This window comes from Raoultibacter timonensis, from assembly GCF_022845715.1.
GTDB classification, from domain to species: domain Bacteria; phylum Actinomycetota; class Coriobacteriia; order Coriobacteriales; family Eggerthellaceae; genus Raoultibacter; species Raoultibacter timonensis.
In genome coordinates this window covers 3,456,634-3,482,915 of sequence record NZ_AP025564.1, presented here as the reverse complement: position 1 = coordinate 3,482,915, position 26,282 = coordinate 3,456,634, and the positions used below count along the sequence as shown (strand labels likewise).

Annotated in this window: 18 protein-coding genes; 10 read left to right on the top strand and 8 right to left on the bottom strand. The window is 59.5% G+C overall.

Translation table 11 applies throughout. The features are described from left to right. Positions 1-5 precede the first annotated feature (5 nt). Both MWL89_RS14240 and MWL89_RS14235 read right to left on the bottom strand, forming a co-directional pair. Positions 6-758, bottom strand: a complete 753-nt coding sequence (locus MWL89_RS14240) for an NAD-dependent protein deacylase (protein ID WP_244386900.1) — start codon at positions 756-758, stop codon at positions 6-8. A 200-nt stretch (positions 759-958) separates the two neighbouring features. Continuing rightward, positions 959-2,632, bottom strand: a complete 1,674-nt coding sequence (locus MWL89_RS14235; protein WP_244386899.1) for an FAD-dependent oxidoreductase — start codon at positions 2,630-2,632, stop codon at positions 959-961. A gap of 174 nt (positions 2,633-2,806) precedes the next feature. Between MWL89_RS14235 and MWL89_RS14230 the strand changes: the two genes are divergently transcribed. Then, positions 2,807-4,255: a helix-turn-helix transcriptional regulator gene (locus MWL89_RS14230; protein WP_244386898.1), complete on the top strand. Its 1,449-nt coding sequence runs from the start codon at positions 2,807-2,809 to the stop codon at positions 4,253-4,255. Between the two features lie 79 nt (positions 4,256-4,334). On the opposite strand, the gene MWL89_RS14225 is transcribed toward MWL89_RS14230, so the two are convergent. Further along, the gene (locus tag MWL89_RS14225; RefSeq protein ID WP_102380412.1) at positions 4,335-4,787 is read right to left on the bottom strand and encodes an Hsp20/alpha crystallin family protein; all 453 of its coding nucleotides are present in this window, start codon (positions 4,785-4,787) and stop codon (positions 4,335-4,337) included. Positions 4,788-4,996: 209 nt separating this feature from the next. On the opposite strand from MWL89_RS14225, the gene MWL89_RS14220 reads away from it, so the two are divergent. The 3 genes from MWL89_RS14220 (at position 4,997) to MWL89_RS14210 (ending at position 9,311) form a co-directional block, all read left to right on the top strand. Next, on the top strand, positions 4,997-5,512 hold the full coding sequence (locus tag MWL89_RS14220; RefSeq protein ID WP_102379995.1) for a metallophosphoesterase family protein: 516 nt from the start codon (positions 4,997-4,999) through the stop codon (positions 5,510-5,512). Positions 5,513-5,826: 314 nt separating this feature from the next. Next, positions 5,827-7,680: an FAD-dependent oxidoreductase gene (locus tag MWL89_RS14215; RefSeq protein WP_244386896.1), complete on the top strand. Its 1,854-nt coding sequence runs from the start codon at positions 5,827-5,829 to the stop codon at positions 7,678-7,680. 203 nt (positions 7,681-7,883) lie between these two features. Next, positions 7,884-9,311, top strand: a complete 1,428-nt coding sequence (locus MWL89_RS14210; RefSeq protein ID WP_244412614.1) for a response regulator transcription factor — start codon at positions 7,884-7,886, stop codon at positions 9,309-9,311. Here MWL89_RS14210 and MWL89_RS14205 read toward each other — a convergent pair. The 3 genes from MWL89_RS14205 to MWL89_RS14195 all read right to left on the bottom strand — a co-directional run bounded on the left by MWL89_RS14205 (position 9,308) and on the right by MWL89_RS14195 (position 12,422). Next, the gene (locus MWL89_RS14205; RefSeq protein WP_102379994.1) at positions 9,308-9,880 is read right to left on the bottom strand and encodes a beta-class carbonic anhydrase; all 573 of its coding nucleotides are present in this window, start codon (positions 9,878-9,880) and stop codon (positions 9,308-9,310) included. The two genes, MWL89_RS14210 and MWL89_RS14205, sit on opposite strands and share 4 nt — an antisense overlap. 112 nt (positions 9,881-9,992) lie before the next feature. Continuing rightward, entirely contained in the window at positions 9,993-10,607 is a 615-nt protein-coding gene (gene ngr, locus MWL89_RS14200; protein WP_425226275.1) for a nigerythrin, read from the bottom strand. Between the two features lie 231 nt (positions 10,608-10,838). Beyond that, on the bottom strand, positions 10,839-12,422 hold the full coding sequence (locus MWL89_RS14195) for an FAD-dependent oxidoreductase (protein WP_244386892.1): 1,584 nt from the start codon (positions 12,420-12,422) through the stop codon (positions 10,839-10,841). Positions 12,423-12,602: 180 nt separating this feature from the next. Here MWL89_RS14195 and MWL89_RS14190 point away from each other — a divergent pair, with 180 nt between their 5' ends. The 3 genes from MWL89_RS14190 (at position 12,603) to MWL89_RS14180 (ending at position 16,494) form a co-directional block, all read left to right on the top strand. Beyond that, a complete protein-coding gene (locus tag MWL89_RS14190; RefSeq protein ID WP_180995271.1) occupies positions 12,603-13,217 on the top strand; it encodes a TetR/AcrR family transcriptional regulator in 615 nt (204 codons plus the stop codon). A gap of 262 nt (positions 13,218-13,479) precedes the next feature. Beyond that, complete coding sequence (locus MWL89_RS14185; RefSeq protein WP_244386889.1) at positions 13,480-14,919, top strand: aminopeptidase; 1,440 nt, start codon at positions 13,480-13,482, stop codon at positions 14,917-14,919. A gap of 54 nt (positions 14,920-14,973) precedes the next feature. After that, on the top strand, positions 14,974-16,494 hold the full coding sequence (locus MWL89_RS14180) for an IMP dehydrogenase (protein ID WP_102379990.1): 1,521 nt from the start codon (positions 14,974-14,976) through the stop codon (positions 16,492-16,494). Between the two features lie 513 nt (positions 16,495-17,007). On the opposite strand, the gene MWL89_RS14175 is transcribed toward MWL89_RS14180, so the two are convergent. After that, positions 17,008-18,876: a lipopolysaccharide biosynthesis protein gene (locus MWL89_RS14175; protein ID WP_244386886.1), complete on the bottom strand. Its 1,869-nt coding sequence runs from the start codon at positions 18,874-18,876 to the stop codon at positions 17,008-17,010. 204 nt (positions 18,877-19,080) lie between these two features. Here MWL89_RS14175 and MWL89_RS14170 point away from each other — a divergent pair, with 204 nt between their 5' ends. The 3 genes from MWL89_RS14170 (at position 19,081) to MWL89_RS14160 (ending at position 24,454) form a co-directional block, all read left to right on the top strand. Beyond that, positions 19,081-20,097 carry an RlpA-like double-psi beta-barrel domain-containing protein gene (locus MWL89_RS14170; RefSeq protein ID WP_102379989.1) on the top strand — a complete coding sequence of 339 codons (1,017 nt, stop codon included), beginning with the start codon at positions 19,081-19,083 and terminating at the stop codon, positions 20,095-20,097. A 209-nt stretch (positions 20,098-20,306) separates the two neighbouring features. Continuing rightward, positions 20,307-22,877 (top strand): leucine--tRNA ligase, encoded by a 2,571-nt coding sequence (leuS, locus tag MWL89_RS14165; protein ID WP_244386883.1) that lies wholly within the window; start codon positions 20,307-20,309, stop codon positions 22,875-22,877. Between the two features lie 845 nt (positions 22,878-23,722). Then, complete coding sequence (locus MWL89_RS14160; RefSeq protein WP_244386880.1) at positions 23,723-24,454, top strand: hypothetical protein; 732 nt, start codon at positions 23,723-23,725, stop codon at positions 24,452-24,454. A 195-nt stretch (positions 24,455-24,649) separates the two neighbouring features. Here the strand turns inward: MWL89_RS14160 and MWL89_RS14155 are convergent, their stop codons facing one another. Next, positions 24,650-26,104, bottom strand: a complete 1,455-nt coding sequence (locus tag MWL89_RS14155) for a response regulator transcription factor (RefSeq protein WP_102379987.1) — start codon at positions 26,102-26,104, stop codon at positions 24,650-24,652. Positions 26,105-26,282: the final 178 nt, after the last annotated feature.

Sequence of the window (26,282 nt, the reverse complement as noted above, 5' to 3'; positions counted from 1 at the left end):
TCCTCCTAGAAATCGAATACGTCTCCAACGTTTGCAGCGATGCAGAGATCTGCCTGCCGATCGCGCGGGGTGGGAGAGCGGTTGATGATGACGAGGTGCGATCCGCGGAAATAGTCGATGAGGCCGGCTGCCGGATAGACCGCAAGCGAAGTACCGGCAACGACGAGCATACCCGCCTGCGCGATGGCTTCGATCGACGCCCGCAGCACGCGTTCGTCGAGCGGCTCTTCGTAGAGCACGACATCGGGCTTCACGATACCCGCGCACGCAGGGCAGCGGGGGATGCCGTCGTCATCGAGGGCGTGCAGGGTGAGCACCTCGTCTGCCGAATAGGACATTCCGCAGTTCATGCAATAATTGCGGAGCACGCTGCCGTGGAGTTCGCGAACGGCCTTGCTCCCTGCCGCCTGATGGAGCCCATCGATGTTCTGGGTGATCACAGCCCGTATAGTGCCCTCGCATTCGAGTTCGGCGAGCTTGCGATGAGCTTGGTTCGGCTCGGCATCGGTGAATACCATGCGGTTGCAGTAGAAGTCGAAGAACTCGGACGGATGCTCGTCGAAGAAGCTCCGGCTGATCATGGTTTCCGCGGGGTAAGGGTACTTCTGCACGTACAGGCCGTCGGGGCTGCGGAAGTCGGGGATGCCGCTTTCGGTGGATACGCCCGCACCCCCGAAGAACACGACGCTGGCGGGCGGTGCTGCGGCAATCAGCTCCCTGAACCCTTCGATGGCCCGTTCCGTTTCGCTGTGCGCCATATATCCGTCCTTGCTTTCGCGGTGTTGCCGTATGAGCTACCGCTACCACTATACTCCGACGGCGCATCCGTGGCGATTCCGATGCGCGGATTGCGGGTTAACGGATAAAGGCAGGAAGGACGGCATCGCGTGCAATGCCGTCCTTCCTGGAAGTGCTGGGTGCGGTTTGGGCGTGCGTCTCGAGGCCCTTGCCCTAGCGGCTATTCGAGGCCCGCAAGCTGGCGTCCGACGAGGTAGCCGAACGTCATGCAGCGGCCGAGGCTGTTCCCTGCGAAGCGGGTACTGTACTGGTTGGCGTAAAAATCGCCTGCCGCCAACCCGATGGCGTACAGGCCCTCAAGCGGTTGGTCTTCTGCGTCGAGTACTTCGCAGCGCGCATTGACGTGCAGTCCTCCCATAGAGGCAAGCGAGGCTGGGCATGTGTAGAACGTAGCGAAATAGGGGCCTGTCAGCTCATGGAGCTCCTCGGCCTTCTTATGGAACGCCTCGTCGACGCCTGCTGCGCAGTAGCCGTTGTACTCCTCGACTGTTTCGGCAAGTGCATCGGCGGGAAGGCCGTAAGCTGCGGCGATCTCGTCGAGCGTGTCGGCTTTCATGAAGATGCCCTGTTCGACGAGTGCTTCCCACTTGGCAAGGAACTGCTCGGGCGTTGCCGTCCATGACGGATCGTCGGCTCGATACGATATGGCGGGCAGCTGCTCGGCGTACGCCGCGTTCCATAGAGCGCACATCTGGGCGCCCGGTTGATTGAACTGGGCGGCCGCCATATTCGATTGGCCGGCTGTTTCGTCGATGAAGCGCTTACCGAGCTTGTTGACCAGCACGTTCTTGATGCAGTTGGTCGATCCCCAGAACATCATAGGCGGATGGTCGCCGCTCGCCTGCATGGCTGCGCCCGCCCAAAGAGCCTGCTTGATGCCCGAGCCATCCCCCATGTTGAACAGAGGCACCTCGTCCCCGCACGGGTTGTTTGCGATGGTGGGGCAGAAGTGCGCGTGCATCTCCGGATCTTGATCGTAGGTTCCCGTGGCGATGACTACGCCCTTTGTTGCCGTGAACTTCTTGTACGAACCGTCGGCATCCGACGCTATGACGCCGATAATGCGCCCGGCTTCGTCTTTTACCAGCTGTTCGGACACATGCTTGAAATACACGTTCGCGCCTTTGGATTGAACGTGCTCGAGAAGCGCTTTGAGCAAATCGATTTCCGGAACGAAACCGAGGCCGAGATCTCCATTGTACGGATCGTTGTCGATGCCGTCAGTCGGCTCGTTTTCTCCGCCGATAAACAGAATCGTGCCTGGATAGATTTTCGTGATGGGCTCGTTGTCGGAATGCTGCAGCACCGGGTGCAGCCCGTACGGCTCAACGATTTCGGCGAACCAATCGGCCGCCTCGCCCGACCGTTTCGCCCACGTCCAGACAGCGTTTCCGTCAACTTTGTCGTTGGCTATATTGAGAAAGTCTTTCACCGCAAGCTCGACATCCACCTCCTGTCCAAGTTCGCGCTGCGCAGCGGAGTTGAACACGAAATGTGATCCGCCGTTGGCATTGAACGTATCGTTGCGCTCGAGCACAGCGACGGAAAGGCCGTTTTCGATTGCCGACGCGGCTGCGTAGGTGCCCGAAGCGCCGAGTCCGATGATGACGACGTCGCTCTCGATGGTTTCGGTGACGCTTGCTTCGTCGATGTCTCCAGGATAGATCTCCCAAGAGTGCACGTCGTTCGAAGCCGTAGCAGCCGATTGGTTTCCAGAATCGTCTGAGCCCGAGGCTGCGGGCTGAGAGCAGCCGGCAAGGCCTGCCGTTGCCGCCAATGCTCCGGCGGCTATGCTTCCGGCAAGGAAGTGGCGTCGTGTGATATTCGTTTTCATGATTCCTCCCTATTCCCTGAATGATGTCCGCTGGGCGGACCGTTCGTACCGACCGTATCGTGCGGATGGAGGATCGGCTATCGGGGAGATGCCCTGATTTCCAATATCACGTGATTCACGTGATAAAGAAAACGTACTTGCGTGGCATACAATGATCGGGTGAGGAGGTGTGTGATGCGGCTACGAAACAAAGAGCACCGAAGCGGCTCGGGCGTCCTGTTGCCGAAACGCCATGCGGCTGATCTCGGATGGGGATTCATTGTCGCGTGGGGCTTGTCGATCATATTCACCGGCACGTTCACCAACGACGATGCCTCGAATCTCGGAACGTTTTGGTTGGCGTCCATGGTGGGTACTCCTGTTGGATTGCTAGCGCTTTCGCTGGCGAAGGATCCCTTCCGGAGCGAAAGGGTCGTCGATATCGCACAGATGCTGGCGCTTGCTGGAATGGTGGTCGGCACGGCAATGCTCGCGCTCTCGCTCTGGTCCGAATCCGAGCTTGTTTTCGGTATGCAGCTGTTTGGCGGCGCCGTATCGTCGTTGGGCATGGCGGCGTTCACGGTTTTATGGGGTTCGTACTACACGAAGCTCGATATGCAGCGTATCGAGCGCTCTGCAGCGTATTCTCTCATGCTCGCGTTCGGCTGTTATGCGTGCGTACTCGTTGTGCCAACATCGATTGCGATCGTGTTCATCGTGTGCCTCCCGTTTTTCTCGATTCTTTGCCTCAGGAGCCGCAGTGCGAAAGGCGGCGAAGCGGAAAGCGGGGACGACGCGGTTTCTCGCAGCGAGTTCAATGTACTGGGGTTTGTGAGAATCGGACTGGGAATCGTGGGGGCGACGACGGTTGTCTCGTTGTTTTGGAGCATGGTGAACAGCGGAACCGTGCCGTTGCCCCATAACTTGTTCGAGGCTTCCGTTTTGTCGGGGACTGCGGTTGCCGTATTGCTGATGGTGTACATGACGAGGTTTTCCCGCTCGCTTAACCTCGCAACGCTGTACCGGTGGGTGTTGCCGCTGATCGCAACGGCTTTCGCTCTGCTGTTCGTTCCGGGCGTTGCGTCGGCGCTCGTGGCCTGTTTGGTGGTGTTCGCCGCACAGGCGCTGCTCAATTTACTGACGTTCGTGTATTTTGCCGAGTTATCCAAGAGGGCGCACGCTCCAGCTCACAAGGTGTTCGGGTTGGGAAGATTTTTCCTTGAGGTGGGATTCCTTTTGGGGATATTGCTAACACCGCTGGCAATGGCTTCCGTTTCCGACTCGTGGTCGTACCATGGCGTTTTTGCGGTGGCTTTGGCGGTTCTCATCGTGCTTGTGATGGGCTCGATCGCCATCCAAGATCGTCTTGCATTCACGCTCGAAGATCGGGCGCAGCAGGTAAAATCGAGTGGCACCGACGCCCTCGAAGCAGCATGCGATGGGGTGGCGGAGCGCTACCAGCTCACCAACCGCGAGCGCGAGATCCTCACCTATCTGTCGCAAGGCTATTCGTTGCCCTATATTCGCAACGAGCTTTATATCGCACAGTCGACGATCGACACGCACGTACGACATATTTACAAAAAAATGGGCATCCACTCCAAAGAAGAGCTCATCACCGAGGTACGTGAAAGCATCGAGTGATGGGACTGCGCATTCTACGAGAAGGGCCACGCTGCGATAGCGTGGCCCATGGTGCTTGCTTTTTTCGGGATTACGGCGATTATCCTTCGATCGCGATAACCTTTTTGGTCTCTTCTATCTTTGGCTGCTCCTTTTTCGGAACGGCGATCTTCAAAAGACCGTCTTCGAACTTCGCTTTGATGTCGTCTTCCGAGATGTCCTCGCCCACGTAGAAGTTGCGGCTGCATTTTCCGCTGAAGCGCTCCTTGCGGATGAAGGTGCCTTCCTCGCTCTTCTCTTCGTGCTCGGAACTCGTCGCCGCACTGATGGAAAGGTACCCGTCTTTGAGTTCGGCGGTGACGTCATCCTTCTTGAAGCCCGGGAGGTCGATGGTGAGCTCAAAGCCCGCATCGGTTTCCTTGATGTCGGTTTTCATGAGGGTGGGCGCCGGCTTGGCGAGGGCGGTTGCATTGTCGAGAAACGTCTCGAACGGGTCGAGCATCAGTCCGTCGATGAAATCCCTGGTTCTTCTTGCTGGCAACAACATTGCGATCATCTCCATTCTCTCGAGGCGGGCTGCATCAAATGGCATCGCTTCTGTTCAGTGTGTCTGTGCCCGCGAGCTTTGTACACCTTTACGTATATCGCGCACGCAAACGGCGGTCAACGGATACGGGGCAACGGTCACTGTCTTGTTACAATGGGTTCACACGGCATCTCGCATGGCGTGCAAACGGCAGCAGAATCCCGAACGGAAGGCGCATGATCGACAAGGCGGACACCATACTGGTCGGCATCATCTCGGATACGCACGGGCGGTTGACGAACGCTGCGCTCGTGGCGTTCGCCGAGTGCGATCACATCATCCATGCCGGCGATATCGGCTTGCCCGGGGTACTGCACAGTCTTGAGGCGCTCGCTCCGGTAACGGCGGTGCTCGGCAACAACGATTTCGACGAGTACGGTGCAAGGGTGCAGCGGTTCGCCCATCCCGTTATCGGGGGCGTGAGGTTTCTCGTGGCGCACTATCCGAGCGATGTCCGCATCGGGTGGAACGGCGGTCCGGGCATAGCGCCGGGAGATCCCATCCCTCGGGTATGCGTGCACGGGCACACCCACATCCCCGAAATCGTCGCCGGGAAAGAGGCTCGGCCCGCCGATTACATCGTCTGTCCGGGGTCGGTAACCTTTCCGCGCGGAGGTTCGTTTCCAAGCGTGGCCAAACTCGAAATCGCGGGGGGCAGGGTAGCTCGCGTGTGGATCGAGGAGATCGAGTAGCGAGGGCGGCGGCTTGTGCGCTGCGTTTTTGAAATGCCTGATCACCGAATTCCCAACCCATGAGGTAGACGGCATCTACTCCATCCTGGGTGATTTCTTTCCGCTTAATTTTTGTCGATTTCTGCCAGTACGGGTGATGCCCGTTTGCCATCCCGCCCGTAGCATCGGTTCTGTCGATGCGCTCATCGGGATGCTGCCGATCCCGATCCCTCCTCCTTTCGAAGAATATCCCGCTTCGAAGGCGGTACCCGATGGGCGTCGACGAAAAGCAGTCTCTAAGGATGCTTGGAGCGAACAAGCGGAAGGGGAAAGAAATGAAATCGATCGAAATGAACAGGCGTGCGTTTTTGGGGCTCGGTGCTACGGCGGCGGTTGCCGCGGGTATGGGTCTTGCGGGGTGTGCGCCGAGCGGTACGTCGAACTCAGCAGAGGTTGCCGATGCCGCAGAGAAAACGGTGGAGCTTCCGGTGGGAGCTCCATCGGGCACGCCCGAAACGGCTACCTGGTGCGCTATTCCGAAAGTCATAACCGATATCGCCGAAGAGAAGAGCTTCGACGTTATCGTCGTCGGGGCTGGTCTTGCGGGCCTCGCGGCTGCAGCGACTGCGGCAGAAAACGGCGCATCGGTGGCGGTTCTCGAAACGCTCAATACGTACCAAACACGTGGCCAGGATATCGGAACGGTCAATTCGTCGTTCCAAATCGAAAACGGTCTTGAGGCAAGCGAGCAGGATATAAACGACATGTGCCTAGCACTGCAGCGCTATGCGGGCAATCGCACCGACCAGCGGTTGTACCGCGTCTGGGGCGAGCGTTCCGGGTCGGACTTCGACTGGTGGTACAAAACGATGCTCGAACCGAAGGGCTACGGTATCGAAATTCCCCGTTGGCCGATGGAGGTCGAATACGACCCGGTTGACGGCGAGTGGTTTCCTCAATTCTGCAACCAACTGGAGTTCACGGTTCCCGAGGGCGTCGAATCGGGCATGAATGGCGGATTTCCGGGAGCGATCGGCGAACTCGAAGCGTATGCGAAAGAGCACGGGGCCGAGTTTTTCTACGAGCATCGCGGTCGTCAGCTGGTTCGTGGCGCCGACAACGCGTCGGGACGCGTAACCGGCGTGATCGCCGAAACGAGTGACGGAAGCTACATCAAGTTCACTGGCGCGAAGGGGGTTATTCTCGCTACCGGCGACTACGGCCACAACGTCGATATGATGCAGGCGTGGTGCCCGAGTCAGCTCGAACTCTCGCAGAAAACCAACGTGTACCCATCTACGAGCAACGTCGGAGACGGGCACCTTATGGGTATGTGGGTCGGCGGCATGATGCAGGCGATTCCCCATGCGTATATGGCGCACGGTACTCCGGGCAACCTCGGCTCCGATCCGTTTTTGCTCGTGGATATCAACGGCCGGCGCTTCACCAACGAAGATATTCCCGGTCAGTCGTTTTCCAATTTGGCTGAAGAGCAACCGCAGCTCGTGTTCTGGCAGATTGCCGATGCAAAATATCCCGAGCAGATGAAGTGGTCTTCGCCGACGCACGGTGCGCAGATGAGCTTCTCCGGCGACATAGACGCATGGAATGCCGCCATGGAAACGGGAGACAGGGAAACCATAGAGGCAATGCTTACCGAGCAGGGCGTCAGGATGGCGCATGCCTGGACCGTCGAGGAGCTTGCCGAAGGTATTCATGTGGATGCGGCGGTGCTCCAGGAGACGCTCGACCGCTACAACGGCTTTGCTCATGACGGCTACGATGCGGACTTCGGCAAGCAGGCTAAACGCCTATGGCCGGTCGAGAATCCGCCTTACTTCTACAGCAGCAGCGGGCAATGGGCGTTCATGCTCACCATGGGGGGCCTGAAGGGTACCGATAAAGCCGAGGTCATCGATCAATGGGGCAATCCCATACCCGGACTCTGGATGGCGGGCAATGTGCAGGGTATGCGCTTTGCAATCGATTACCCGACGATCGTATGCGGACTTTCGCACTCTCTCTGCCTTACGTTCGGTCGCGTTGCCGGCGAGCAGGCGGCTGCTGCGGATGCGAGCGGTACCGAATACGAATCGATTTACAAGACATGGAAGGAAGCGAATCCCGACGAGGATCAGGCGGCGGGATCGGGCGGCGGTGCTCCCGCGGGCGGCGGTGCACCTGCTTAGGCGTTGGCGCTGAACCGGGAAGCGTCGGGGCCGCAATGCGGCCCCGACGCTTTGCACGAGGAGCGTTCATGCGAGGGATCGGCGACGGGATGGAACCAGGGATATGCGAGCGTAGTCTGCTATACTCCAAGCACGAAGCAAGGGTGATGAGCGAGCGCTGTCGGGGCGCTTCGAGTTTAGTGCGGGAGAGTATAGTGGATACGATGGCGGTGCTGAAGAACCGATGGTTCATGCTCTCTGCGGCAGGCCTCGCTGCCTGCTTGATCCTGTTCGGCGAGGGGTCGAGCATCAGCAGCCGCATATCGGTTGATACGTTCGCGATCATGACGAGCGACGATCCCCTGACGGGCGGCATTACGATCATGGCTGCGTTCCTGCTTGCGCTCGTATGCTCGGGGTTCGCGGCACGGTGGATCGAATCGGTGCCGTTTCTCGTTGTTGACGGATTGGTGAACGTGCTCGGGGTTCTGGCGCTGTTCTCGGGCATGCTGGGATTCGGGCCGAGCGGCGAACTGTCAAAAATCGGAGGTCTTATCCTCGGTTTCGGCTCATCGTTTCTTCTGATTGCGTGGGCGGTTTTTCTCATACCCCGCGGTGCGAAAACGTCTTCACTCTGTCTGGCGGTTTCGTTGCTCATCGTGATTGCGTTCGACGTTCTGACAAAAGCCCTTGTCGATGTTGCCCTCGCAATCGTAATCGCCCTCGTTTGCGCAGCATCGCCCGTATTGCTGCGTATTGCTGCGAAGCGGTTCGGCGCCGAAGAGCAGGTGCAGGCGATCGAAGAGTATCGCGGTGTGGTTCCCGCGTGGCTCTCCTTTACTTCGATAGGCCTTTACGCCGTGGTCATGGGCGGTATCCAAGTGGGCGGCTCGTCGTTGCATGCTCAGGTTGACGGGGTGGGTACGATGCTTGTGGCCTCGGGGTTAGCCGTTGATGCGGGCATCCTTGTGGCCGCAATCGTGGTTTTCGTCGGTGTGCGCTACCTGCGCGGCAACAATATGGGATTTTACCGGCTCACCATTTTGGCGCTGCTTGCCGTTTCCCTGTATCTATCGGCGGTGCTGTCTGCAAATTGGAGCACGATGAACATCGTCACCATGACGATGACGCGCATGCTGCTCTTCGCCTATATTTGGACGATGTTCTCGACGCCTGCGAAAACCATGTCGCCGTTGCGGCTTTTTTCGGTCGGATGGCTGCTGTTTCTTGCGATGAACCATTTGTCAACACGGATCGGCCAAACGGTTGCCGATACGGAAGCTCCCCTCATCGCGTACGAGCTTGTCTTGGCGATTGGTTTGCTGCTGCTTTTCGTGTTCGAGTTTACGCCGATTTTGACCGAGCGCTACAACGACGATCCTGAACAGACCGAGGCGAAAAAGGGAACGTCTTCCGATGCTTTTGCCCGTCGGATAGCCGATCTTGTGGAGCAGGGAGGCCTAACGCCGCGCGAGCAGGATGTGCTCGTGGCGATGGCGCGCGGGCGGTCGGCGCAATACATCGCCGATACGTTCGTCGTCAGCAAGGAGACAGCGCGGACCCACATAAGACATGTGTACCAGAAGCTCAACGTGCATTCGCGCGAAGAGCTCATGGACCTTGTAGAGTCAGTCGAACCGAGTATCGCCTAGCAATCGACCTGGGTTATCTCGCCCGTTTCCGAATCCATGATCCATCCGCTCACGCGGATGCGCGCAGGCATGACCGGATGCTCCCGCACCATCGCCACACTTTCCCTCACCGCTTTCTCGGTATCGCCGAATCCTGCCAGCCAGCGGTTGAAGTCGACGCCGCAGCGCTGTGCGAGCTTGATGCGATCGTCTTCGACCCCCAGTTCCTCCATGGCCGCGATCATAGATGCGCCGTCCATATGCTGTGCTCCGCAGCTCGTATGGGCGACGATCATGACGTCTTCGACGCCGAGCTCGCATACGGCGATGAGGAGCGACCTCATGACGCTGCCGAACGGGTGAGCCACTTCGGCGCCCGCCACCTTGATGATTTTCGCATCGCCGTTTTTCAGGCCGAGCGCCGCCGGAAGAAGCTCGGTGAGGCGCGTGTCCATGCACGTGACGATGGCGAGCTTCTTGTCGGGGTACTTGTCAGTGCGATAGCGCTCGTATGCCCTCTCGTCCACGAAGGCGCGATTGTGCTTCAGGATCGCATCGATAACGGGTGAAGGCGTGTTTTCTTGCTGCATTGCTACCTGGCTTTCTCATTTCGAAGCATCTAGTGTAGCGCAACAAGGTGCAGAAACGAAAGCGGCCCCGCAGGAGTTGCGGAGCCGCTCGGGGTGTTCTGTCGTTTGCGGCTTAGAAAGCGGTGAACTTGTCCTTGGGCGCAAAGCAGATGGGGCACTTCTCGAAATCTTCGCCCTTGTGGATGTAGCCGCAGATGGGGCAAAGGTAGAAGGTGTCGTCATCGGCTGCGTCGAGGTTGTTGTACGCATCGAGGTAGCGCTCGGCGTGTACGGATTCGGCGAGCTTGGCGCGGGTGAAAACCTGCACCGCCTTGGTTTCTCCCTCTTCCTGAGCCTTCTTGATGAATGCGGGGTACATGTCGGAGGTCTCGTAGATCTCGCCGCAGGCGCCGGAGATGAGGTTGAGGTCGCTCGCCTCGGCTGCGGGGGCGTCGGCAGAGGGCTTCTCGTAGTCGGGGTCTATCTGCGATACGAGGCCGTACTCGAGGCCGATGTGGATCTGCTCGGCGGCAGCGGTTGCCTCGAACAGGCGCGCGATCTGATCGTAGCCCTGCTCCTTGGCGGCCTTCGCGAAGGCGGTGTACTTGGCGGAAGCGCCGGTCTCGCCGGCGATAGCGGCCTTCAGGTTGTCGAGCGTGGAGCCGACAACGGTCTTGCTGTCGCTTGCGATGCTGAAGTTGGTGGAGTTGTCGGGCGTAGGAATGGCGTCGCGTACCTTCATAGTCATTGAGCTCTCCTCTGTTGTTATTGGGTCTCGTCTCTTATTGAGAACTTATCTCGATAAGGTATCTTACACCGCCCGTCCGAGCATTTCAAGGGCGATGGGGCAACTGCAACGCACTTTCTGCAAGTCTGCACAACTTCTGCGTTTTGCATTCAGTTGCAAGCTTCTTCTGGCGGTGAAAACGAAGCAGCCGCAAGGGCGGCCGCTTCGAGGAGGGCGAATGTGAAGTTAGGGCTAAGCAGACAGATGCTCCGCGGCAAGCTTACCAGAGGTTGCCGCCCAGCCCTGCTGCGACCCCGAGCAGACGTCGACATCGTAATTGGCACCGTACAGCCCTGCGGCATCGCCGCCTGCCGCGTAGAGGCCGCTGATGGCGTGCCCGTCGGTCGCAACCACTTGCATGGCCTCGTTGACACGTAGGGCGCCGACTGTCGTAAACAAAGTGGGGGTGATGAACGCTCCATAGAAAGGAGCCTTTTCAACGCTCAGCAGCTGTTCCGCAGGCTTTCCGTAATCCTCGTCGAGGCCCGAAGCGCAGAATTCGTTGTAACGATCGACGGTTTCTCGGAGAGCGTCGGCATCGAGGCCGAGCTGCTCTGCCAGGTCTTCGATGGTGTCGGCTTTGGCAACCCCTTTGCATGATTCGATTCCCTTGCGGCACTCGAAGGGCTGACCCACGAAGGCACCGAGATTCGGCATCGGGCAGAACGGCCCCGCTTGCTCGATGTGATCGATGTAAGCATCGTCGAAGACAACGTAATTTGCCGCATTGGTGGTCAGGACATTGCCCGTAGCCGAAAAATCGCTCGTGACGGCTTCGTTGAAGTAGCGCTCCGCTGCCGCATTCACGCGCAAGGTGGGCTGCATGGTCAGCACGAAGTTCGGAATGTCGGAAAACGCGTCGGTGCCCTCGATGCGGCCGGTGTGATACATTACAGCGCCAGGAAGATGGGTGTCGGCATTCGCGGTTCCAGTCGCGGCGAGGATGCCGTCGCCGTCGCGGCCCGTCATGCCCCAGACGTGCACGGAATCGTACGGGCGGCCGGTGAACTTCTCGAAAAGCTCGGCGTTGTTCGCATAGCCGCCGCTTGCCAGAACGACGGCCGGCGCTTCGATAAGCGTTTCGTCGCCGTCACCTCCGAGGTAAACGCCGACAACGGCATCGCCTTCGACGGCGAGATCGGTCATGGGAGCCGAGGTGCGAAACTCAACACCGAGATCCTGTGCGTTCTTCTGCAGTACGTCGAGGACGGTTTTCATGGCGGTCGGTGCACCCGTTTCATCGGCGGGCAGGTGCCACACGGGGTACGATTCGCCGAGCGCGACCACGGAGGAAAATGCGACCCCTTGGTCTTCGAGCCAGTCGATCGTACTGCCGCAATTGTCGATGAACGAACGGACTACGGGTCCGAGGCAGGCGTAGTGATGGTAGCTCATCGTGTCGGCTAGGACAGCGGCCCTGTCGACTTCGATGCCTTGCTCCGTCTGAAAGCGCGAGCCGATACCGCAAAGACCCTCGGCAAAAACCGATGTGCCGCCAAGTCCTGAGTTCTTCTCCAGGCAGACGACTTTCTTGCCGAGCTCCGCGGCTCGCAGCGCTGCGCAGGTGCCTGCGGTTCCCGAGCCGACTACGACAACGTCGAACTGCTCGGTGGATACGGGATTGTGGGCCTTCACCTTGTCTGCGGCGTCTGTCGGGGCAGTGGTTTTATCGGCTGCGGCTTCGCTGGCCGGGGAGCAGCCGATCAGGCTTCCCGCAACAACGCCGGCACCTGCGAGCAGCGATCCCGATAGAAACGATCTCCTTGTGATAGCCATGGGTTCCTCCTAACCCTTTTGGTACAGTGTACCACATTGTAATGGTACACTGTACCAAAGTCAAGCTTGGGATTGATCCGCCCCCAGGAGGCAAACCATGGTGATGGGAACGCTATGTGCCCGTCGGATTGTTGCCGTTGCCTCGGGTATAATGGGTGTCACGAAAGAAAGGCGAGGTACATGGTTCAAACGGCTCGTAAGGGCGTATCGCTTACCAATGAAGAGCTGGCGAAAGCCGCGCTCGAGTTCGTCGACGAAGAGGGGGTCGACGCGCTGTCTTTTCGCAAGCTGAGCGAAAAGACCGGCATGCCCACGATGACTATCATGAACCGTTTCGGATCGAAGTACGACCTCATGAAGGCGGCTCTCGGGGCCATGCTCGATGAAACGGTCGTGGAGCCCGTTTCCGGGGAAACGTGGCAGGACAGTCTGCGCCGTGTCGCCCGTCTGAATCGCGCGATGGCCCTTCGCCATCCCAAGGCGTTCATGATGTTCGTGCTCGTACCCATTTTCGAATCCCCTGTACTCGAGTTTACCGACCGCGTATTCTCAACGCACGAAAGCCAGGATCTGCCCGAAGAAATGCCTTCGGTGTTCCTTTCGATGATGCATTCGTTCCTGCCGGGTTTTCAGCTAGCCGAGTCGTACGCGAACCAAGAGCGGACAAGGGGGAATGGAAGCTTTTCGACTGAAGCAGCTGAGCGATTCGACCTGTTTACCGAAGAGTCTTTCGAGCGCAATGTCGAGATTATCATAGCTGGCTTGGCGGCGAGGTACGATTTACCGCAGGAATAATCACCCTGCGTTCTTTGCCGAGCTGGGTGCCACACGTAGTTTCTGCGAAGGCCGCGGGCGTTTGGCGGGCGCCGCTCCATATTCGGCGGGCAGCCAGATTGCTCTTCGCAGCTGCAGCGTCTTTGAAGTTTCTGTGCCCGCTCATCTGGCTTCGATTTCACGAGGATAATGGTTATGAAATAAGAAGCGCATCCGCTCGATGGCGGCTTGCGGGCTCAGTGCTTGCGGGGTCGCCTGACGTGTGCATACGAAGGGAGCATCTATGGAACGTGAAAACGCATGGAAGTCGTACTCCGATGAAGATCTTGCCGCCCTCGAAACGCTTGCGCAGGGCTACATCGATTTTCTCTCCACCTGCAAAACCGAGCGTGAGTGCGCACGGTTCGCTATCGATTTGGCCGAAGAGAACGGATATGTGAGCCTGGAAGCGGCCATCAAGGAGAAGCGTCCTCTGCAGGCAGGCGATAGGGTGTGGGCGCATGCGCATGGCAAGGCGCTCATGCTGGTGGAAATCGGTTTCGAGCCGTTCGAGCGCGGGCTTAACATTCTCGGTGCGCACATCGATTCGCCGCGGCTCGACATCAAGCAGAACCCGCTGTTCGAATCGAACGGATTCGCGCTGCTCGACACGCATTATTACGGGGGAATCAAGAACTACCAATGGGTCACGGTTCCGCTCGCCATTCACGGTGTGGTGGTGAAGAAGGACGGCAGCGTTGTCGATGTCGTGGTCGGGGAAGCGGCCGACGATCCGGTGTTCTGCGTCACCGATCTCTTGATCCATCTGGCCTCCAAGCAGATGGGGAAGAAGGCCAACGAGGTCGTCGAAGGCGAGGACCTCGATATCCTCGTGGGCAACCGTCCGCTCGTGATCGAGAAGGGCGATGCAGACGACGCCGATGCGGACAGCACGCAGGCAAAGCGCGCCAAGCTCGCCGAGAAAGAGCCCGTCAAGGCCTATCTGCTCGACCTCTTGGCCGAGCGCTACGGCATAGAGGAGGAAGACTTTCTCTCCGCCGAACTCGAAGTGGTGCCTGCAGGCGCTGCGCGCGATTGCGGCTTCGACCGCTCGATGGTGCTCGGCTACGGGCAGGATGATCGCGTGTGCGCCTACACCTCGCTTCTAGCGCAGCTGGCCATCGAGGAGCCGGCGAAAACCTGCGTGTGCGTACTCGTCGACAAGGAGGAGATCGGCAGCGTCGGCGCTACGGGTATGGCCTCGCAGTTCTTCGAGAACACCATGGCCGAGATCATGGCGCTCGCCGGCGCTCCGGGCGATCTGCCGCTCAGGCGTGCGCTTACGGCGTCGAGCATGCTCTCCTCCGATGTGAGCGCCGGGTTCGATCCCGCGTACTCGGGCGTGTTCGAAACCAAGAACTCCGCCTTCCTCGGGCGCGGGCTCGTGTTCAACAAGTACACGGGCAGCCGCGGCAAGAGCGGATCGAACGATGCGTCGGCCGAATACATGGCGCGCATCCGCGCCATCATGGACGGGGCGAACGTGGCGTTTCAAACGGCCGAGCTCGGACGGGTCGATGCAGGTGGCGGCGGGACGATCGCCTACATTCCGGCCAAGTACGGCATGGACGTGATCGACTCGGGCGTCGCGGTTCTTTCGATGCATTCCCCCTGGGAAGTGTCGTCAAAGGCCGATTTGTTCGAAGCATACAAAGGATACAAATCTTTTCTTCGGGAAGCGTAGTACAATAAGTGCACATTTCGCATCGTTCGAGCTGATCGCAAAGGAGCATATTCCATGGCCTATTATTTCGACGAACCGTCCCGTACTTTTAACGAGTACTTGCTGGTTCCCGGATTTTCCTCTTCAGAGTGCATTCCCGCAAAGGTGAGTTTGAAGACTCCCCTCGTGAAGTACAAGAAGGGCGAAGAGCCTGCGATCTCGCTCAACATCCCGATGGTGTCGGCCATCATGCAATCCGTGTCCGATGACGGCATGGCCATCGCGCTCGCCACCGAGGGCGGCCTCTCGTTCATCTACGGCTCGCAGACCATCGAGAGCCAGGCGGCCATGGTCGCTCGCGTCAAGGATTACAAAGCCGGTTTCGTGACGAGCGATGCGAACCTTGCTCCCACGGCGACGCTCGCCGACGTACTTGCCCTCAAGGAAGAGTACGGCCATTCCACGATGCCCGTCACTGACGACGGTTCTGCTCACGGCAAGCTGCTCGGCATCGTAACGAGTCGCGATTACCGCGTCTCCCGCATGGACCCCTCCGAGAAGGTCGTCGACTTCATGACCCCGCGCGAGCGCATGATCGTGGCACCTGCCGATACGAGCCTCAAGACCGCTAACGACATCATCTGGGACAACAAGCTCAACTCGCTTCCTCTGGTCGATGCCGAAGACCATCTCATGTACATGGTGTTTCGCAAGGACTACGATTCCCACAAGTCCAACCCGCTCGAGATGCTCGACTCGCACAAGCGTTACCTGGTGGGCGCGGGCATCAACACCCGCGATTACGCCGAGCGCGTGCCGGCGCTCGTCGAGGCGGGGGCGGACGTTCTCTGCATCGACAGCTCCGAGGGCTTTTCCGATTGGCAGCGCATTACGCTCGAGTGGGTGCGCGAGCATTACGGCGATTCGGTCAAGGTGGGCGCCGGCAACGTGGTCGACGCCGAGGGCTTCCGCTTCCTCGCCGAGTGCGGTGCCGATTTCGTAAAGGTGGGCATCGGCGGCGGATCCATCTGCATCACGCGTGAGCAGAAGGGCATCGGTCGCGGCCAGGCCACCGCCATCATCGAGGTGGCGAAAGCTCGCGACGAGTACTTCGAGGAGACGGGCATCTACGTGCCGGTGTGCTCCGACGGCGGCATCGTCTACGATCACCATATGACGCTCGCCCTCGCCATGGGCGCCGATTTCCTCATGCTCGGCCGCTACTTCGCCCGTTTCGACGAGAGCCCCACGAACAAGGTCAACGTCAACGGCAGCTACATGAAGGAGTACTGGGGCGAGGGTTCGGCCCGCGCCCGCAACTGGCAGCGCTACGATCTGGGCGGCGACAAGAAGGGCCTCTCCTTCGAGGAAGGCGTCGACAGCTACGTACCCTACGCCGGCACGCTGAAGGACAACGTCGACCTCACGCTTTCGAAGGTGCGCTCGACCATGTGCAACTGCGGGGCGCTTACGATCTCCGAGCTGCAGGAAAAGGCGAAACTCACGGTGGTCAGCTCTACCTCGATCGTCGAAGGCGGCGCGCACGACGTCGTACTCAAGGAAAAGTCGGGCTACGGCACCGGCTCCATGCGCTAAACTGCGCAGCAACAGAGCAGATTAAGCGGGCGCCTCGGTTTTCCGGGGCGCTTTCTCTATGGTCGGCTTCGCCGGTTAATCGGCTGTGCGGCGGAATGGTCAACTTTTGTCGAGAAAACGGTTGCATTCGTCACCGCTGGCGCACTCTTCCGCAGCCGGTTTTCTGGCGATTCTCTGACCGATCTGGCACCGTGCTCTTTTCAATCGAGTAATGCACGCTTTTGTCAAGCAATTCTCACTTTTTCAAGCGGTTTTACTTGACAAAAGCGTGCATTATCACCGTAAAGCGAAAGTCTGCCGCTTTTTCGGCGATGCCGATCGGTTCCTTGCTCGAGAGCATCTCGCCAATCGAAACGTTGAACAACCATGCAATATCGTGCGATAAAGCGGCCGGGTTTGCCAGCCGCGCGTTTCGCCGCTCGAAGGGGCTTCGGACGACGAACGCGACCGTTTTGCTACGAACTCGGGAATCTGCCGCACAGCCGCCGCTAGAGAGCGTCCACGCCCGTGCGCCTATCGTTTGGAGTGGTTCCCGCGGCCCTCGTCCGCCTTCGAGGCCGCCTTCGCGTCCGAACCTGCGTCCGCTTTCGGGCTTGTCTTCTTTCCCGAAAGCACATCTGCGCTGGCGCGCGCACGAGAGCGCGGCGCATGGTTTCCGTACGAGGAGAACTCGGCGTCTTCGCGCGCCAAACGTTTTTCGCGTGCGGCGTTGCGGGCGGTATGGGCACCGGTTTCGGCTTTCTCGGCGGCGTTCTGCCGCGACATTTCGTAGCGGATGCGGAAGTATTCCCAGATAAGGAGTACAAACAGGATGCACATGACGATGAGGTAGCCGATAACGGCGCCGGGCAACCCCGTGAAGTTGATGAGAAGTATGGGGATGAACAGCGAGAACCCGAACGTGATGAGGTAGAGCTTCATGACCGCCTTCTGACGGCGCAGCACCGTGATCACCTGGTAGACGAACTCGATGGCCGCCGTTACGCCGCCGGCAGCGAGCATGATGAAGCACAGCTCGCGGAACGGGGCGAAGTCGATGCCGTACAAGAAGCTCATGACGGGCAAGCCGATCGATCCCATGATGAGAACCATGGCGAGCGTCATCACGACGATGGCGGCAAGGATTACGACGATGATGAGGTCGAACCGCTTGCGTTTGGCGGGGTCGGCCCATACGTTCGCCATCCGCAGGAGCAGCGGCTTGTAGATGAAGCCCGCAGTGAGCAGGATGCCGTGCGCGGGGAAGTACAGCGCGTTGAAGTAGAGCTGGTTGTCGTAGGAGAGCACGCCCTCCATGACGAATTTCGGCATGTTGTCGATCAGGTTGTACATGAACAGCGCGACGAATAGCGGGAAGCACTGCTTCAGGAGATCGAACACGCTGCCGAAGCTCCATGTACGGGATTTGGGGGTTTCGAACAGGGCGAGCGGGAACGTGAGGAACAAAAACGTTGCCGCCGCCGCAATGGCCATCGCAATGCATGCCGCTTCGAGGTTGCGCGATACGAACAGTACGACGCTGAACACGACAACTACCACGATCGAGCGGAACCCCTGCGAAATGCCCGCAAGGTAGAGCTTGTCGACCTGTTGAAGCCGGCCTTCGTAGACGTCGGCCAAGCCGTCGATCATCTTGTAGAGGTACACGCCTACGCTGATGAGCAGCATGGAGTCGGTATAGCCGCGAATGGCGCAGTACGACACTCCCGCAATGATCATGATGATGCAGGTGAGGATGCGGTTTATCTGATAATCGGAGAAGGAGTGCTCCTCGTTGATGTCCGAGACCTGGTAGGCGCGCACGCCGTAGTTCGCTACGAACATGAGCATGAGGCCGGTAACGAACGCGAGCGAGAACATGCCCGCCTGCTCAACGCCGACGAGCTGCGTTACGACGATGGTGAGAATGGGGAAGACCATGCCCCATATGCCCACGCCGACGGTGTTCCACGCGAAGTCGCGGGTAGTGCGGTGCGCGGCGTATTCCTCTTCCTGTTCGGCGAGCGACCGGTCGGAAACGGCACCGAGCAGGCGGTTGCACCAGGCGTTGACCGTACGGGTGATGAAGTTCGGCTTGCGCTGTTTGCGCTTCTTGCCGCCCGTCGGCCGTCCGGAGGATCCGAATGCCTTCTGCTCGGTTTGGGCTTGGGCTTTGGCCCGCCGCTCTTCGGGCGAGAGAGCGCGTTTGCCCTCGCGGTCGTTCGATCGCGTTGCGTCTTCGACCCGCTTTTCGTCCCCCGATGCACGGGCAGACGCATGGCTGGTATGGGCGCGTTCGCGATTCGAGGAGTTTTCGGCATGCTCGCGTTGCCCGGTGGATTCCGCGTTGAGCCGTTTCGTACGGGTATTCGGTTTGTCCGGGTTGGGCAGGTGCTGATTCACCGACGAGCCCGCCTTATCTCACGCATTGTGCATACCATGCCGATGTTCGCGACTTTCTTCGATACGGGGATTGGATTACCTGGAAAGTATAGTTCATTGATCGGCATCCGCCATGCAAGCACATCAGCAATCAACAAACCGTCCGCTTTCCGTGGCGTCTAGCCGGTTTTGGCATCGCGGGCGAGCAACGCTATACTGGTTTCCATGAAAACGAATACCATATCCGACCGAGCGTCCTCGGCCGTTCTTCCGAAGCGGGCGGAGCGCTTTGCGCGCACCGCGTTCGCGCTTTGTTGCGCCACCCTGTTCTGGTTCGTGCTTTCGAGCTTGCTCGGGGCGGTCGGCACGGCGTATGCCGACGAGGTGTCCGATGCCAAAGACGCCCTTGCGCAGGCAGAATCCGAGCTGGCCGATCTGCGGGAAGAGCGCGATGCGCTCGAAGCGGGGATCGCGGCGCTCCAGGAGGAGGTCGATTCCGTTGCGGCCCAGGCCATGGATGCGCAGCGTGCTTGCCAGGAGAGCCTCGATCGCCTGAAGAACAGCGCCGTGTTCCATTATAAGCTCGGGGGCGTGACGCTCTACGACATGGTGTTGTCATCGGAATCGTTTACCGATCTGCTTTCCACCGCAGACTATCTCGAGGCGATCGAAGCTTCGTTGGCATCGGAAGCGCGAGAGCAGCAGGATCGCACGACGGCGTTGAAGGATACGATCAAGGCGCTCGATGAGAAGAAAGCGGAGCAGAACGCGCTTCGGGAGGAGCTTGCGGCCAAGGAAGACGAGGCGCAGGTGCTGGTTGAGGAGGCGAGCGCTCGCGTCGACGAGGCCGAGCAGGAGCGGCTCGAAGCGCTTGCGGCCCTTGCGGCGCCAAGTGGTAGCGGTTCGGTGTTCGAGACGGGCGCAATCGACGGCAGCTGGCAACTCGGGTTCGCTTCAGCCTACAGCTTCGAGGATAACGACGGGTGGGATGCAACCGCTTCGGGCATTCCTCTCGATTGGACGTCGTATACGGTTGCGGTGCCCATCAGCCAGCGATACCTGCTCGGGCGTTCGGTGGAGATCAGCTACAACGGCATGAGTCTCGTAGCCACGGTCACCGATGTGGGCGGCTTTGCGGGGTACGGTCGCGCGCTCGATCTCGCGCCCGGTGTGTGGAAGGCGTTCGGCGCGAACTCGCCAGGCGATTGGGGCGTGCGACAGGTTGCGTACCGGTTCCTGTAGCCGCCGCGCCCGTGTGCTTCGCATCGGCTCTGCACCCATTCGCCGCATGCGGAGATTTCCCCCTGTCTGCTTCGCGAAACGGGGATTATCACTATAATAAGCACCACTTGTGATTATGCATGCTGCTGAATTGCACTGGAGATCGATCGGATGGCAGGCGGACCGGTCGGTGGCCAGGCGATCCGCGGCCCTGACGAGGAAGAAACGCTATGAGAGAATACAACCCGCATGAGATAGAGCCCCGTTGGCAGAAGATCTGGGAAGACGAGGGGCTCAACACGGTAACCGAGGACGCTTCGAAGCCGAAGAAGTACATCCTCGAGATGTTCCCCTATCCCTCGGGCGATCTCCATATGGGACACGTGCGCAACTACACGATCGGCGATGTGCGCGCCCGCTACTTCCGCATGCGCGGGTTCGACGTGCTGCATCCGATGGGGTGGGACGCGTTCGGCCTTCCCGCCGAGAACGCCGCCATCCAGCACAACAGCCATCCGGCCAAATGGACGTACGCCAACATCGATACGCAGAAGGAGTCGTGCAAGCGCATGGGCTTCTCCTACGATTGGAGCCGCACCGTCGTGGCGTGCGATCCCGAGTACTACCGTTGGGGCCAGTGGATCTTCACCAAGATGTGGGAGAAGGGTCTCGTCGAGCGCAAGAACTCGCCGGTCAACTGGTGTCCGAACTGCAAGACCGTGCTCGCCAACGAGCAGGTGACCGAGGGCGAGTGCTGGCGCTGCCACGGAGCGGTGGAGAAGCGCGACCTGACGCAGTGGTACTTCAAGATCACCGAGTACGCCCAGGAGCTGCTCGACGACCTCGATCAGCTCGGCGGCTGGCCCGACCGCGTGAAGCAGATGCAGGCCAACTGGATCGGCCGCTCCGAGGGTGCCGAGGTCGACTTCATCCTGTGCGATGCGGATGGCAACGCGCCCGAAAACCCCACCGATGACGATATCATCACCGTGTTCACCACGCGCGCCGACACGCTGTTCGGATGCAGCTTCTTTGTGCTGGCTCCCGAGTACAAGGGCCTCGCCGATCTGGTGCGCGGTAGCGCCTACGAGCAGCCGGTTGCCGATCTGGTTTCCGCTGCCGAGAAGGTGAGCGCCGTCGAGCGCGCGCAGGGCGATCGCGAGAAGCACGGCACCTTCACGGGCCGTTACGTGGTCAACCCTATCAACGGCGAAAAGGTGCCTGTCTGGGTGGCCGACTACGTGGTGGCCGATTACGGCACCGGCGCAGTCATGGCCGTGCCGTGCGGCGATCAGCGCGATTTCGAGTTCGCCCGCAAGTACGACTTGCCCATCATTCCGATCATCCTTTCCGAGGACGATCCGCTCTATCCCGAGCTCGGCGGCGTTGCCGAGCGCGTGCGCACGCAGGTTCCGTGGGATCACGCGTTCGACGCCGAGGGCATCCTCGTGCAGTCCGGCGCGTACACCGGCATGGTGGGCGGCAAGCATTCGGAAGGCGAGGCCGCTATCGTGGCCGACCTCGAGGCCATGGGCCGCGGCCGCCGCAAGGTCGAGTTCCGTCTGCGCGACTGGCTCATCTCGCGCCAGCGCTACTGGGGCAACCCCATCCCCGCGATCCATTGCGACAAATGCGGTGTCGTGCCGGTTCCCGAGAAGGACCTGCCCGTGGTGCTGCCGCTCGAGGTTGACATCACGAAGGGCGAGACGCTCAAGGATTACAAGCCGTTCTACGAGACGACCTGCCCGGTGTGCGGCGGTCCGGCGCACCGCGAGACCGATACGATGGACACGTTCACGTGCTCGTCGTGGTACTTCCTGCGCTACACCGATCCGCACAACGATGCCGCGCCGTTCGATTCGGCAAAGGCGAACCGCTGGCTGCCCGTCGACCAGTACATCGGCGGCATCGAGCATGCGATCCTTCATCTGCTCTACTCGCGCTTCTTCGTGAAGGTGCTGCGCGATATCGGGCTCGTGGATTTCGACGAGCCGTTCCAGAACCTGCTCACGCAGGGCATGGTGAAGCTCAACGGCGAGACCATGTCGAAGTCGAAGGGCAACACCGTGGCTCCCGAGGACATGATCGTCGAGTACGGTGCCGATGCGGTGCGCACCTACATCCTGTTCATGGCGCCGCCCGACAAGGATCTCGAGTGGGAGGAAGACGGCCTCGCCGGCATCTACCGCTTCCTCAACCGCGTATGGCGCCAGGTGAACGACCTTATGGGCCAGGCGGGCGACGATACGCTCTACCAAGGGGAAGCAACTCAGGAAGAGGGCATCGCCGCTTCCGATGTGCTCAATCGCGAACGTCATCGCGTGGTCGGCAAGGTGATCGACGACATCGACCGCAACAACTTCAACACCGCGCTCGCCGCCATCATGGAGCTCTCGAACGCCGCGGGCGACTACCTGCGCAAAGTGTCTCCCGAAACGCGCGCAGCATGCGACCACCTGCCCAAGCTCGACCGCGACGTGGCCGAGACCATCGTCGTGATGCTCGCGCCCATGGCCCCGCACTGGGCCGAGGAGCTGTGGCACACCGTGCTCGGCCACGAGGGTTCGGTGCACGAGCAGCCATGGCCCGAGTTCGATCCCGAGCAGGCCAAGGCCGACGAGGTGGAGCTGGCCGTGCAGATCAACGGCAAGGTGAAGAGCCGCATCATGGTTGCCGCCGACGCCGAAGAAGACGCGATCAAGCAAACGGCGCTCGCCGCCGTGTCGAACGCGATGGAAGGCAAGAGCGCCGTCAAGGTGATCGTGATCCCCGGCCGCTTGGTGAACATCGTCGTTAAGTAAGCCCTACGTCGTTTACGTTCGACGGAAAAGGCCCGCCAACGCCCATTGAGGTAGGCGGGCTTTTTTGCGGGTTCGAACGGAGCCGTAAATCGAGCGGTATGCGGAAGGCCATACGATAGTGTTCCTTGCGCGCGGTTTTTGAGGAAAGCGCGCGCGACGGCGTCTTCTTCTGAGCACCGCACTAGAGCAGCCTGCGTCGTAGCATTGGGTACGGTGTCATCGAACGGAAAGGGGAAATGCGCTATCGTCGCAACGTGCAATGCTGCACTAATGGAAGGCTCGGAGCGAGCCATCGGCGCGCAAGTCTTCGGGCGGTCCGTCGGGAGGCGCCGTATTCCTGAATAATGCTACCGCACAGGGGAATGCATGAGGTGGAGCATCGGAATGCGAGATCTTGCATAGACCTCCAAATAGCTTAAAACGGCAGAAAATTCGACCTGTGTCAAAATGTAAGATAGTAAATATATGTCATGTCTATCTCGAAGAATTAGCGACCAGGCATTTTCCCGCGATCAATCGCATTATCAATAAAGTAACTAATTCACAAATTGACACAGGTCGAAATTTTTGCCAAATCATGATAGGATACATGCATGAGCATCGTTATCGCATACGATTCGGCCCTCGCATATTGGCGATTGGTCGGCTCTGGCTTCCTCGGCGATAACAGGGCACGCCAAAAGGCGACTCGGCAGGCTCGGGCAACGTTGGAATCCAAAGAAAAACCGCGGCTCGAGGGCGACAACCGTCGTCCGGGCGGTTGTGCGCTCCCGGTGCACGTTCTGGTTAGCAATGGCGAATCCCGTGCGCGAACCAAAAGCATTGTGAGCACCGTATGGAGCACGTTGCCCGAAAAATCAATCATCGATGCAGGACAGGGATTCTTGATGAGTTCGCCCGAGTTCTGCTTTTTGCAAATGGCAAGCAGAATGTCGCTCGTGGAGCTCATACTGCTTTGCTTCGAGCTCTGCGGTACCTATTACCTCGTCGACAATGCTCCCGCCAAGCGCCGCGAAGCACCGCTCACCTCGGTTGCGAAGCTCCGAGCGTTTATCGAGACCGCACCGAATGCACCCGGTCGCGCAAGGGCCCTTCGCGCGCTCCGCTATGGACAGGACGGCTCCGCTTCCCCCATGGAGACGATGCTTGCCATGCTGCTCTGCCTGCCTTACGGGTTGGGCGGCTACGGTCTTGGATGGCCGAAGCTCAACTATCGTGTCGACGTGCCTGCGAGCATGCGAAAGCTGGCAGATCGCACCTATTGCGAGTGCGATCTGTGCTGGCCCGACGCCGCTCTCTGCGTCGAATACGACAGCAAGCTCTACCACACCGATCCCGAGCGTCAGGAGAGCGACGCGCGACGCCGTAACACGCTCGCCTCGCTGGGTTTCACGGTGGTGACGGTGTCACGGAGGCAAGTGATGGATGGCGGCGCCTTCAACCGCTTGGCTCATCAGGTGGCGAAGAAGACGGGCAAGCGCCTGCGCTACGAGGATCCGGGCTTCACGCGGAAGCACTGCTTCCTGCGCGATGAATTGATCGCATTGATGCATGCTTCGTTCGATTACGCCGAGTGAGCACATCGACGTGCGGATTGCTTCTTCGAAGCTTAAGCCCATCGAATTCTCGGCGAGTATCCGTGTTGTCTTTCAAGTTTGGATTGCTGAGCTTTCGCATCCTTGACTGTGGCCGAACGCGCCTTCCGAATGCGTCTTCGACTTTTGCTTATTTCGAGTGGTCGTGCGTTCGTTTTGCGGGATTTCGTGCCATCCTCAGGCTTTTCCCGCATGCTCGACGATATCGATGAGTTCTTGTTGCGAGTGGATGCCCATTTTCGAGTAGATGTGACGCACGTGGGTTTTCACCGTGTTGTGCGAGAGGAACAGCTTCTCTTGGATGATGGGGCTCGTACGCCCCCGCGCCAGCAGTTCGAGTACCTCCGATTCGCGGTTCGTCAAGCCAAAACGTTCGGCGACGGTGCGGCAGTTGTCTTCGAGGCTCGGCATATCCCCTGTGGCGTCTCCGATAGGCTCGATCGCCGCGGGAGCAACGGGAACGATGCCTTGGATGGCCGATTCGAAGCTGAATTTCTTCAGCACGACGAAATTGTAGAACATGAAGCCGAAGGTGATGAGGGCCGATGCCCAGAGTATTCCGTCGACATCGCCTGCCGTAATGCTGCCGATTGCCTGGCTTACGAGTGCGCCGATGCCGATGCCGCACCACGACGCTCCCATGGCGAAGGCAGCGGTCGTGATGCCGCCGAGCAGGTTGCGCGATCCGACGGCGGCTACGAGGAAGTACATCAACAGCGTGAAGGCGCTTGCTCCAGCATGGAGAAACACGCTTGAGAACTGCAAACCGCCGAGCGCGCCCGACCCTATGAGGACGAGCGGTGCGGTAAGGAATCCTGCGAATACGAGCAGCGTCGAGGTTTGGAACAAGGTATCGGCGTCGAGCTTCGCTTTGCCGATGACGACGGCTAGAAACACGATCGTGACCGGCAGATACGACAACAGCATCTGGGCGGGGGTCTCAACGGCGGTCTGCAGGTTCAAGGCGTATCCGTATGCGGCGTTGAACAGCATGATCGACACGAACACCGGGTGGGAGAACGGCAGGTACGACGAGGGGTTCGTCACGTCGAGCACGATGGGGGAATCGACCGATCGGATGGTCTCGATGGTCCCGAGCGCATAGGTGCGCACGAGAGCGAACGCAGCAACGATAACGAGGGCGTATAGCGTAAGCCCCGCAACGAAGGGCAGGGGTACCACGGAGAGCAGCAGGCTTATCGCGTAGCTCAATACGAACGCGCTCGGAATGCAGATCGCGCAACGCGTGACCCCGAGTCTCATGAGCGTGATGATGGCGAGAATCGTGGTCCATACCGTGCCGATGCCCCCAAAGGGGCTCCCGATGGCAAGCAGCAAAGGCGAGCGCGCCATGATTCCGAAATAGAGGAAGACAATTCCGATTCCCAGGGCGGCGAACGAGAACGTCGACCAGATCTTCTCGACGAAGACGCTCGGCTTGCGATAGGCGGCAACGCCGAGCAGCACGAAGAATACGACGCCGCAATACGTCGATATCTCGCGAGCGCCATCGTTGATTCCGATGAACTGAGGGAAAAGGAAATTGTTGAGCAGGAAACCGTTCACGAGCAGCAGCGCAAGAGCCGCACTGGCCCGTATCGCCATCACGTTTGACGACGTTTTCTCGTTCATTGAAGTTCCTCCCAAATCGTTCCCGACCCAAGTGTATACGACTCGTATCGAAAAAAGTAGGTGTGAAGAGCCATTTTAGTACGGTTCACCCTCTCGGGGCGAGCTGCGGCCCGAGATGCATCCAAGCGGTAGTCGAGTTGGAAAAGCAAAGTTCGCGTTCTCGGGGTGACGGCAAAAC

Bases quoted from the DNA above. Each gene is read 5' to 3' on its own strand.
- MWL89_RS14240 (WP_244386900.1), bottom strand. From the start codon at position 758: ATGGCGCACAGCGAAACGGAACGGGCCATCGAAGGGTTCAGGGAGCTG.
- MWL89_RS14235 (WP_244386899.1), bottom strand. From the start codon at position 2,632: ATGAAAACGAATATCACACGACGCCACTTCCTTGCCGGAAGCATAGCC.
- MWL89_RS14230 (WP_244386898.1), top strand. From the start codon at position 2,807: ATGCGGCTACGAAACAAAGAGCACCGAAGCGGCTCGGGCGTCCTGTTG.
- MWL89_RS14220 (WP_102379995.1), top strand. From the start codon at position 4,997: ATGATCGACAAGGCGGACACCATACTGGTCGGCATCATCTCGGATACG.
- MWL89_RS14215 (WP_244386896.1), top strand. From the start codon at position 5,827: ATGAAATCGATCGAAATGAACAGGCGTGCGTTTTTGGGGCTCGGTGCT.
- MWL89_RS14210 (WP_244412614.1), top strand. From the start codon at position 7,884: ATGGCGGTGCTGAAGAACCGATGGTTCATGCTCTCTGCGGCAGGCCTC.
- MWL89_RS14205 (WP_102379994.1), bottom strand. From the start codon at position 9,880: ATGCAGCAAGAAAACACGCCTTCACCCGTTATCGATGCGATCCTGAAG.
- ngr (WP_425226275.1), bottom strand. From the start codon at position 10,607: ATGACTATGAAGGTACGCGACGCCATTCCTACGCCCGACAACTCCACC.
- MWL89_RS14195 (WP_244386892.1), bottom strand. From the start codon at position 12,422: ATGGCTATCACAAGGAGATCGTTTCTATCGGGATCGCTGCTCGCAGGT.
- MWL89_RS14190 (WP_180995271.1), top strand. From the start codon at position 12,603: ATGGTTCAAACGGCTCGTAAGGGCGTATCGCTTACCAATGAAGAGCTG.
- MWL89_RS14185 (WP_244386889.1), top strand. From the start codon at position 13,480: ATGGAACGTGAAAACGCATGGAAGTCGTACTCCGATGAAGATCTTGCC.
- MWL89_RS14180 (WP_102379990.1), top strand. From the start codon at position 14,974: ATGGCCTATTATTTCGACGAACCGTCCCGTACTTTTAACGAGTACTTG.
- MWL89_RS14170 (WP_102379989.1), top strand. From the start codon at position 19,081: ATGAAAACGAATACCATATCCGACCGAGCGTCCTCGGCCGTTCTTCCG.
- leuS (WP_244386883.1), top strand. From the start codon at position 20,307: ATGAGAGAATACAACCCGCATGAGATAGAGCCCCGTTGGCAGAAGATC.
- MWL89_RS14155 (WP_102379987.1), bottom strand. From the start codon at position 26,104: ATGAACGAGAAAACGTCGTCAAACGTGATGGCGATACGGGCCAGTGCG.